At 32.6% G+C, this 11,532-nt stretch carries 6 protein-coding genes; all 6 read left to right on the top strand.

All coding sequences use genetic code 11. From position 1 onward, the window contains the following. The first annotated feature begins 145 nt into the window (after positions 1-145). The 6 genes from LG651_RS15290 to LG651_RS15265 all read left to right on the top strand — a co-directional run bounded on the left by LG651_RS15290 (position 146) and on the right by LG651_RS15265 (position 11,515). Positions 146-559, top strand: coding sequence for a DMP19 family protein (locus LG651_RS15290; RefSeq protein ID WP_226696979.1), 414 nt, complete (start codon positions 146-148; stop codon positions 557-559). Positions 560-1,161: 602 nt separating this feature from the next. Continuing rightward, positions 1,162-1,848, top strand: coding sequence for a hypothetical protein (locus tag LG651_RS15285; protein ID WP_226696978.1), 687 nt, complete (start codon positions 1,162-1,164; stop codon positions 1,846-1,848). 598 nt (positions 1,849-2,446) lie between these two features. Beyond that, complete coding sequence (locus tag LG651_RS15280; protein ID WP_226696977.1) at positions 2,447-3,094, top strand: hypothetical protein; 648 nt, start codon at positions 2,447-2,449, stop codon at positions 3,092-3,094. Between the two features lie 142 nt (positions 3,095-3,236). Then, on the top strand, positions 3,237-3,995 hold the full coding sequence (locus tag LG651_RS15275) for a DUF6882 domain-containing protein (RefSeq protein ID WP_394371673.1): 759 nt from the start codon (positions 3,237-3,239) through the stop codon (positions 3,993-3,995). Between the two features lie 618 nt (positions 3,996-4,613). Next, complete coding sequence (locus LG651_RS15270) at positions 4,614-7,604, top strand: ELWxxDGT repeat protein (RefSeq protein WP_226696975.1); 2,991 nt, start codon at positions 4,614-4,616, stop codon at positions 7,602-7,604. A 668-nt stretch (positions 7,605-8,272) separates the two neighbouring features. Next, entirely contained in the window at positions 8,273-11,515 is a 3,243-nt protein-coding gene (locus tag LG651_RS15265) for a YCF48-related protein (RefSeq protein WP_226696974.1), read from the top strand. The last annotated feature ends 17 nt before the right edge of the window (positions 11,516-11,532 follow it).

Below are 11,532 nucleotides of genomic sequence, written 5' to 3'. Positions count from 1 at the left end.
AAGTGCAATTAATCTATACAACCAAATAAGATTACATGTATCTTTAGACTATAAAACACCGAATATGGTATATTTAAAAACAGCGTAAATCAATCTTTAACCTGTAGCCATATTTCAGGACTAGACATTTGAGAGAACCTAAAATATGACAAGAGACGAAGCCCAAGATTCGTGGGAAAAAATAGTTGATATCGGATTTACCGATTATGAAAAATTGACTCGCGAACAGCGAGTATGGTTCAATGTTGAACCCTTAACTACGGACGGATTATGGTACCATTATGTGAATTACGGAGCAGATAAAAATGCAGACACGATTGCGGATTTGGAGTATCTGAATTTCAATTCGGTTGCCAACCAATTACGTGAATTTAATAAAACTTATTTTCCGAGTGGAGTTCCCGAAGGTCCAGACACTCGACAAGAGCAGTTTGACAAATTTGATGAAGACCAGCTTGAAGACGATATTGAGGAAATGGACGAAAAATTTTGGAAAATATCGGACGAATTAGAAAACGCTCTTTTGGAACATATAAATAATAGCGGAATTGGAAAATAAAAAACGCACTACAACAATGTATAACCGCAATTACGGCGGATTCGACTACGTCCGAATCCACTCAGAATTGCTTAAGCTAGTAAATAACTAAAAAATATTGGCTAAATTAGCCCGATAACTGACGGGTTATACGAAACCGTTACAAAAAATAGCTCCGAACTCACTCAGACGCGGAGAAATCCGATAGAAAACTAAATCTGAATTTGACCAAAGCAGCACGCGGAATTGAATACTCAAACTCTGAATCTGAAAATCGTTACGCGGAATATCACTCTTGCGGAATTGAGCTAGGTTGCGGAATTTTACAACGGCTGAAAAAAGCGTGGTTTATTGTTCGCGATTTTTTTTTTAGAATTTTAAGTTAGAATTTTCTAAAAAACTCAAAACCTGAATTTTTGAAATTTTGCGCGGACAAAATGCAATGCTAAACCAATCTGACGTGTCGCTACATTTTGTAACACCGTATAAGTTTAATTGCTGCTGATTTTCCTGCGGAAAATCCTCGCATTTTTATTATCTTAGTTCCTTAATCTGAAAATCCTCGCGGATTTCCAGCGCAACTAAGCTTATACAAACACGTTGTAGGTAAGCTGACAAAAACGATGGGATTAGACTTCAACAAAGAAATAGAACGAATCATAGAGGAGAAAAAGGAAAAAAGTCCGAATGAACTTTATGAAGTCTATCGCATCCGAAAAAAAGAGGATGAATATGTCACGATGGAATTAAGAAAAAACGGATTTAAAGTAAGCAGTCTTTATGGCTTGGTCAATTATAAGCAAACAGATTTTGGCTATATTCTAATCTTACTTGAAATTCTAAAATCGGACAAAATATCGGACGACATTATAAAAGATGGAATAATTAGAGCTTTGACAGTCAAAAAAGCAAAAGGACAAGTTGAGGACTATTTATTAAGAGAATTTCAAAATTTGACCGAAAATCAAACTGCTACTCTTGGTGGGACAATCGGAAACTTGTTTGAGTATTTGTATTCCGACAAATATTTTGACCAAATCGTTGAAATCGTTCAAAACAAAAAATACGGAACTGCTAGACAAATGTTTGTTTCTGGACTTGCAAAAACTAAAAAGCACAAAGAAGAAGTGGAAAATCTTCTCATCGATTTATCTTTCGATAGAGATGTAGCACTTCACGCTGTCGGTGGAATGGGAAAATTAAAGTCCGTAAAAGCTAAAAAGCGTTTGACAGAACTTTTGATTGACAAAAACAAAACTATAAGTAAGAAGGCAAAATCGGTACTTGAAAAAATAGAGAAATATGAATAAAGCCTACCTACAACAATGTATAACCGCAATTACGGCGGATTCGACTACGTCCGAATCCACTCGGAATTGCTAACGTCAGTTCTAAACCGAAAAATTTGCGTACTTTAACCCGTAACTGACGGTTATACGAGACCGTTGCAAGTCATAGCGCTCACTCATACGGCGGATAATTCTGAATTTTAAAAACATCTGAATTCTAACAAAGAAAAACTCTGAATTGTCACGCGGAGAAATTCACTCAAACTATGAATCTGACCAATATTACGCTGACTTTTACTCTTGCGGAATTGAGCAAGGTTGCGGGTTTTTAAAAACGCTGACTAAAAATATTACCCGGATTTTCACTCTTGCGGATTGACAATACTTTGCGGAAAAAAAATAGCTGAATTTACTCAAACTCGGAATTTAACTCAAGCGGAAAACATAACTCTGAAAAAACTACAACTTGCAACAACGTATAAAAAACATTGCTTATCTTTATTTCTAAATTGAAACGTGTTGCTCTTTTGCTTACGTCCGATTTTCCTTCGGAAAATCGCCGCGCTCAAAATCGCAACGTTTCTTATACAAACACGTTACCTGCAAGCTGAAGAAAAAGTTGAAAACACATAAAGAAATAACATCAAAGCCAAAATTATCGTCAATTTTAATACTGATTATTGGCGGATTTTTAGCTATAATATTCGGAACAATATTAATTATTAAAGGGAATTGGATAATTGGAGTACCTTTTCTAATTATAGGATTATACTCTTTATATTGGATTTTTAATTATGATACTTTGCAAATCAAAAACGGAAAATTGATTTTTAAATCAATAACAGGTTTTACTAAAAAGACCATTTCCTTATCCGAACTGAAATCTTATACTGAAATTGAAAAAGAAAACGCTCAATACAAATGGGAATTCGGATATATGAAATGGAAAGATTTAACTCTTATAGGCGATAATTTCAAATATAAAATATCCTCAACAAGCTACATAAATTATAACGAATTAAGAAAAGAACTTACAAAAGGACTGAAAAGAAATTTTAAAGCAGAAACTAAATGGCAAAACAACAATCTGACTTATATTGGTATTGGACTAATTATATTTGGTTTTCTCATTGGCTTTTGGTTTTGGCAAGCAACCAAAGATATTCTATTTGAAAAAATTCTGACTATTTTATTGTCTATTGGCTTTATTGGATACGGAATCTATTTGTTGTACAAAAGAAAAAAGCCAGCAGGTAACAATGTATAACCGCAATTACGGCGGATTCGACTACGTCCGAATCCACTCGGAATTGCTAACGTCAGTTCTAAACCGAAAAATTTGCGTACTTTAACCCGTAACTGACGGTTATACGAGACCGTTGTGGTTAATGTAGAAAAAACGAACAGAATTGATATTTAGAACTCTGAAATACGAAAAATATGCGGACAAAATTTGTCAAAAGCTGACTGAATCTCAAAACGAATTTAGAACAGAATATGACCTTGACAATTACGCAAATTGGTTCTATAATCAATCCAGCGAAACATTAAGACTGTTTTCAGACGACAAAGAAATTTATTTTAAATATATACCTGTTGGAACTTTTTCTCAAAAGACAAATACTTGGATGTGGGCTTGGGCAAACGAACATTCTGTTGAACCGAGAAAATTCAAGACTTTAAAAGTTAAGGATTTTGGAGCAAAGAAAAAATATGAAAACCTGACTAACGCACATTTTGATGGAGATAAATACACAGGTTGGGAATTGACTTCTATTGCGTTCGACATACTTGGCGGAATTGGAACTTATCGAGTAATTTCAGACCATTTAGAAATATACTTTTTACTTACTGACCAAATCTCAAAAGAAGAAGTTGAGAAAATAGAAAGCGAATTAATTGAATGCGGAATTCACGGAAAATTAAGAAAAGCATTTATATGTCAACACTTGAATAATCAAACCAAAACAGGATTTGAAGAAGCATTTGAGACATATCGTGGAATGGAATTAGACGAGGAAGACGATTTACAAGCTTGGTGCTCTGATTGCGAAAAAGAACGACTTAAAACAGACGGCTGGAATGACGAGTCAATGGAATTTGCAAACATTAAATTGGTTTGTGAAAACTGCTATTTTGATATTAAGGAATTTAATATAAACGAATAAAAACACTAACCACAACAACGTGTATAATTCATTGCTAGTTATAGCCTACTTACGAAAGTCCTCGCGGACTTTCTATCTGTGATTTATTTGCTAACTTTAGTGCTGAAACACGCAACGAAATCATACACAAACACGTTGTAAATCATAGCGCTCACTCAGACGGCGGAAAATTACAAATCTGAAAAACCTCTGATTTCTGAAAAAGAAAACTCTGAATTATTACTCGGAGAAAATCACTCAAGCTCTGAATTTGACAAACTTTACGCGGAATCTCACTCGAACGGAATTGAGCCAGTTTGCGGAATTTTAAAACGTGGAATCAACAAATATCGCGCGGAATATCACTCTTGCGGATTGAAAATTGTTGCGGAAAAATCTTGAATCGGAATTCACTCAAACGCGGAACTTCACTCAAGCGGAATAACAAATCTGAAAATGCTACAATTTACAACACCGTATAAAAAACATTGCTTATCTTTATTTTTAAATTGAAACGTTTTGCTCTTTTACTTACGTCCGATTTTCCTTCGGAAAATCGCCGCGCTCAAAATCGCAACGTTTCTTATACAAACACGTTACCACACATTAAAACACAAAACGAACATAAAAAAATAAAATATGAAATACAGGATTACCCTTTTATTTGTGATTTTTACAATTCAATTTACAACTGCACAGACTATAGATGCAAGTCTTATTGAAATAAATTTTCATGAAGATAGCGACCCACAAGACTTTGTTGCTTTTCAAAATGGGTTTTATTTTACTGCTACCGATGGCAATTTTGAAAACTTTGGTAGAGAATTATGGTATTCCGATGGAACTTCTAATGGGGCTTTAATGGTTAAAGACATAAAGCAAGGCCAAAACTCATCCAACCCAAATTCTCTTGTCATTGTAAACAACACCCTCTATTTTATTGCTGACGATGGAGTTCATGGTTCAGAGTTATGGAAAAGTGACGGAACTGAAACAGGAACAGTAATGGTTAAAGATATTCGTCCAAATAATAACAGCTCATATAATGGACCTATTAATTTAATAGATTATAATGGAACATTATTCTTCACTGCTACTAATGATATTGATGGCTACGAATTATGGAAAAGTGATGGAACAGAAGCTGGTACAATAATGATAAAAGACATTAATCCAAACGGTAATGGAAACCCAAATGATTTATTCATTTTTAACAATAGCATCTATTTTACTGCAAATGATGGTACAAACGGAACTGAATTATGGAAAAGTGATGGAACAGAAGCTGGTACTATTATTTTAAAAAACATTAACCCTAATTACTCTGGCTTAAATAACGGAAATCAATTTTTGACTTTAAATAGTTTCTTTTATTTCTTTGCTGACAATGGAACTAATGGCTACGAATTATGGAAAAGTGATGGAACAGAATCAGGAACAACTATCGTTAAAGATATGAGAATAGGTTCTGGCTCAAGTGCTTATTCATTGAAAGGTAGCTCGAATAGCAATTTCATAATTTTTGAAGCTAATGATGGGATAAATGGAACTGAACTATGGAAAAGTGATGGAACGGAAAGCGGAACTTCCATGATTAAAAATATCAATAATACTAATTTTAATAGTATATCATATAACAGTAAATATATAACATATAATAATGAAGTTTACTTTTTAGCAGACGACAATGTTCATGGAACTGAAATATGGAAATCCGATGGAACAGAAGTTGGGACAACTTTACTTAAAGATATTAATGGAGGAAATTCATCCGTATGGATTGAAAAATTTCATTTAGATAATGTAAATAATAAGCTACTATTTTTCACAAATAGCACTAATTCATCTGATAAAACATTATGGGTTAGCGACGGTTCTTCAAATGGCACATTTGAATTATCGAATACTACAGACAGTAATGTTTCTGGTTTAGAAGAGAACTTTGTTACTATAAATAATTCTACAATAATAACAGGTAAAGACGATACTTATGGTAATGAATTATGGATTACAGACGGTACAATTACAGGTACTTCATTCTTTGCAGATTTAAACTATTCCAACAGCAGCAATGCGAGTAAATTTACAAATGTAGGAGGTAACTTGTTTTTCAGAGCAAGAGGAACAGAATATGGTAACCAATTATTTAAAAGTGATGGCACAATTGAAGGAACACAGCTCGTAAAAGATATAAATCCAGGGTATAATTGTATTGATGATCCATCAGAAATGAAAGAAATAAATGGTATCTTATACTTTAGTGCAATTGATGGCACACATGGATATGAGCTTTGGAGAAGTGATGGAACAGAAAGTGGAACTTTTATGGTAAAAGACATTAGAACTGGCAGCCAAAGTAGTATGCAAAACTATAATGACCAACAGAAATTTACAGTTTTAAACGATATTCTTTACTTCAATGCTGATGATGGAATTAATGGTTTTGAGTTATGGAGAAGCGATGGAACAGAATCTGGAACATATATGATAAAAAACATCAATACAAGTTCAAATTATAATTATGGAAGTTATGCTAGAGAATTTGTCATGTTGAACAATACAGTATATTTCATTGCTAATGATAATTCTGGCTCAGGACTTTGGACAACAGATGGAACTGAATCTGGAACCAACAAAATAATTAATTTAAACGATATGAGGGTCTTAAAGACTGTCAACAATAAACTAATCATTGTTGCAGAAACTTCAGGTACTACTTATGGTCCACACGACGTATGGGTTTCTGATGGTACAGCTTCTGGCACTAATCATTTACAGTCTTTTGGAGATAATATAGATAGTAGCATCCAGTTTACAACAATATTAAACGATGAACTATATTTTGTAGCGAAAAGCCCTAATAGTTTTAGAAAAGCAGTTTATAAAACTGATGGTACAGTTTCTGGAACTTCGATTTTATTTGACGGAGCTAATCATCCCACCATGCCTGACTTAGATATTGACTTAATTATGACTTGTAGTAACTACGTATATTTTCCAGTACAAAATAGTTTTAATACTGAAAAAGAATTATGGAGAACTAATGGAACTATCACTGAACAAATCGCAGGTTCAGATACGACAGATTTCTTGTATATAAGAAATTTAACTTGTTATGATAACAATCTTCTCTACTTAGCCGAATCATTCCCTCATAAAATTTGGATAACTAATGATAATCTAAATGAACCATCGCAACTAGATATAAATGTACTAAACGGTTCAAATTTTGAAAATTATAATTCGATAGAAGAAATGGGAGCAACAGATAACCACTTATATTTTAGAGCAAGAAATGACATTAGTGGTAATGAACTTTACGTAACAGACATTGATGCGTCCACTCTAAGTATTAATGATTATGAAACAAATGAGAATAACAATTTTAATTTAGTTAGACTTTATCCAAATCCAACAGAAAATTTTATCACAATCGAATCAATTACAAACTCAAATATCGTAAAATTCGAAATTTGGGATTTGTCAGGAAAAAGAATTTATAAAGAATCCAATAGAAATGTAACTAATATTGTTTATGATACTAATAAATTAAGTGGTGGAATTTATTTTGTGAAAGTTTTTTTAATAGATAATAAAATTGAAACCTTAAAACTAATTGTAAATCATTAACAGCCGATGAAAAATAACGTGTGGTAACAACGTATAAGCATAATAAGGGTTAAATGCTAAAATCACAGTTAGTTTTGTGTTTGCAAAAGCTATTTCCAAGCCGAAAATAATAGCTAATATATACCTTACTATGCTTATACAAAACCGTTGGTAAGTAATTGCCTGCGGCACGTGAAACCGCGTTTTACAAACGCTCCCTTTTCACTAATTACTTACCAACGCCACCTGTTAATCACGCCTTAACAAAGTGATAGTAGTTTTGCTTCGGTTCCTGTGAACTCCACACGAAACTACTGACAACATCGTGTATCGCGAATAAGGCGCGATTATCGCTCTCCGTGAGGCGCGCCTCACTACGCGATACACAGGTGGCGTTGTGGCGCATATGAGAAAAAAGCACTTTCCTGAAATAGGTTGACTAAAAATTAAACACTTTTATCTCCTAATGAAAACACAAAATAAACACTGGCAAAAAAACTACCAATAAGCCAATTTAGAGATCAAACTTTTAGTCCTAGACTAAATTAATATTTCTAAAATCAATTTTTAACCTGTGGTTCACAATTATATATTATGAATACTAAACTAAAAAAAGTACTTTAGGCTCGCTAAAAACAACGAGGTTTATAAGAATATTACAACACCCTAAATTAAATTCATCAATTGAAATGAAAAAAAATCTACTTATTCTACTATGTGCAATTTTGTATTTTAACAAAATACAATCTCAAACAAATTGGGAATTACTCAACCCAAAGCCAACTGCCAATACTGGAAAAGACGTTGAATTTGTAACGTCCAATATTGGATTCATTATAACTTCGAATGAACTACTAGAAACAACAGATGCTGGAAACACATGGGTAAAAAAGCAAAATATCTCTAGTGGGAATGATATGAGCTTCTTCAATTCAACAGGTTATATTGTTGGAAACTATGGATATGTTTTAAAATCTACAGATAATGGAACATCGTGGAGTCAAATATCTACAGGATTTAATAGCGGTTTTAATACTGTTAATATTATTGATGATAACAATATTATATTGTCAACTTCGAATAGTATTGTAAAGACTAATGATGGAGGAACTACATGGGAAAGTTTTAATATTCCAAACTCTGCAGTAAATAAAACGTCTTTTACCAATTCTTTAGTTGGGCATGCAGTTTGTAACAATGGAATAATTCTAAAAACTATAGATGGCGGAGAAAATTGGTATACAACAAAAGACGACAGTAACATCTTCCCTTCAGATTATTTTACAGTTTATTTTGTTAATGAGAATATTGGCTTTGCAGCAAGAGAGCATGATGATATGTATAAAACTACAGATGCTGGTGAAACTTGGGTAGAAATCTCAGGAACTAGTCAAGCTATTTTCGATTTTCATTTTTTAGATGAAAATAACGGTTTTGCAACCGGTGAGCTAGGAGCAACTTACAAAACAACTAATGGAGGAAATACTTGGAGTCAAATCTTTTTTCAAAATGGTTTTGTTTACAACACCTCTATGTATGGCATTTATTTCCAAAACAGTAATATTGGTTATGCTACTGGTGCGCGTGGTCGCATCATTAAAACGACGGATGGTGGTAATACTTGGATTCAAAATTCACCGACTTACAATGATATAAAAAAATTAGAATATATAAACTCAAATACAGCTTTTGCTTCAGTAGGTGGTACTTTTTATAAAACTAATGATGGTGGTAATTCTTGGTTCGACATTGGAGAACCTAATGATTATCCTGGATTAACAATTACCAACTTTGATTATGTGAACGAAAATGTTGGTTATGCAATTATTTACGGCTCTGTTTACAAAACTATCGATGGTGGTTTAAATTGGAATGAAGTGAATAACGGAAATGATGTAATTAGTGAAAACTTGTATTCAATTCATTTTATAGACGAAAACTTAGGTTTTGTTAGTGGTGGTTTTAACCAAAGAAAGGTAATGAAAACAATAAATGGTGGTTCTACATGGGCGCAAGTTGAATCAACCTCATTTGGCAAAATACAATTCATCAATAATCAAGTTGGCTATGGAAATAGAATAGGGTATTCAGAAGGTGCAATGTATAAAACTACAGATGGAGGTAACACATGGAATATTAACTTTGAAGTAGATGAAGATATTAATGCTTTTCATTTTGTTGATGAAAACAACGGGTATTTTGTTGGTGACCAAGGATTAATCTATAAAACCAATGATGGTGGAAACAACTGGGAAGAACTTAACATTCCATATGACTGGTATACAGAAGTCAATTTTTACACTAAGAATGTAGGTTATATAGCAGATGAAGAAGGAAGGCTATACAAAACAGAAAACGGAGGGGAAAGCTGGGAATATCTTACACAACAATTTATTATAAATTCAATTGAGCTTATTGACGATAAAATTTTTACTGCAGGCACAAATGGAAAAATTTACAGAAGCGATGTAGAATACGAACCTATAATTTTACATGTTAATCCTGTTGAGAATGTCTCTAATTCTATTGCTAGTTTAAGTGGTAATGTCACATCAAATGGTGATTCTATTTCAAACATTAAATTTGAATATAGTCTAGATTACTCTTTTAGTAATGGTATTTCAACAACACCAAATACAATTAATTCAAATGAATCTTTAAATGTTTCTGTGGATTTATCAGCACTAGAACCTAATACCACATATTATTTTAGATTGTCTGGAATACAAAATTCAAATACAAATTATAGTCAGATTTTAAGTTTTACAACACTTCCTGATTATGAAATAACAACAAATTTCACGTATAACAATTCAGCCACTACAGCAGAAATATCAGGTAATATTGTATCCAATCAGTATGATATTATAAATGTCGAATTTGAATACGGCCTAAGTTCCGATAATCTAAACAATAATATAATTGGCACACCATTAACGGTTAATGGCAATACGACGGAAAATATTACGGCAAGTTTAGATAATCTACAGCCTGAAACACAATATTTTTACAGAATTAAGGCAACACATCAAGGGGAAAATATTTATGGTAATATACAATCTTTTACTACACGACCTGAATACAATATAAATCTTTACAGTCCCAATATAAATGGCACTGATGTTTCGTTATCAGCATATTTAACTTCTTATTATCAAGATATAACTGGTATTATGTTTGAATATGGAAGTATTGATTACGGAAACAATAGTGTAACTAGTCCATCAATAGTTAATGCTAATAGCTCATCATTTGTTAGTACTACCATAACTGGTTTAGATACTAGTTTAAATTACTATTATAGATTAAAAGCCATTCATAATGGAGAAACTATTTATAGCGATGAGGGTGTTTTTAATCTTTCAGGAAATATTATTATTGTAAGTGGAACTATAGAAGAAACTCAAAACAATTCCTTGGAAATTAAAGGCTTAATTAACCCTTATGGTGCTTTTTTAACAGATATTCATTTTGAATACGGGCTTACAGACAGTTTTGGTTCATCAGTAACTGGAACACCAAATTATGCTTGGGGTTCTGTTACTAATTCGATAACTGGCTTAATCAACAACCCTTTGCCAAATCAAACTTACTATTACCGATTAGTTGCCACTCATAACGGTGATAAAATTTACTCGGATACTTATCAATACACAACCGGCACACTTAGCTCGACGAAATTTGATTTAGAAAACACCATATCGATATATCCCAACCCAACAAGTGATTTTGTAATTATCAAATCAAATATTTCTGAAAAAATTAAAACTATCGAATTATACAATATGTTAGGTCAACGTGTGTATTATGAGGACATAAAAAATAAGACCAAAATAAAAATTGATTTATCGAATTATAATAAAGGAATATATTTTATGAAAATCAATTTAGAAAATGCTATAAAAGTATCATCGAAATTAATATTGAATTAAAACCCCTCTCATCCTAA

Origin of the sequence: Neotamlana sargassicola, from assembly GCF_020523965.1 — a bacterium.
GTDB classification, from domain to species: Bacteria; Bacteroidota; Bacteroidia; order Flavobacteriales; family Flavobacteriaceae; genus Neotamlana; species Neotamlana sargassicola.
Note: the sequence above shows the minus strand (reverse complement) of the source record. Positions and strands in the feature narration are given on the sequence as shown.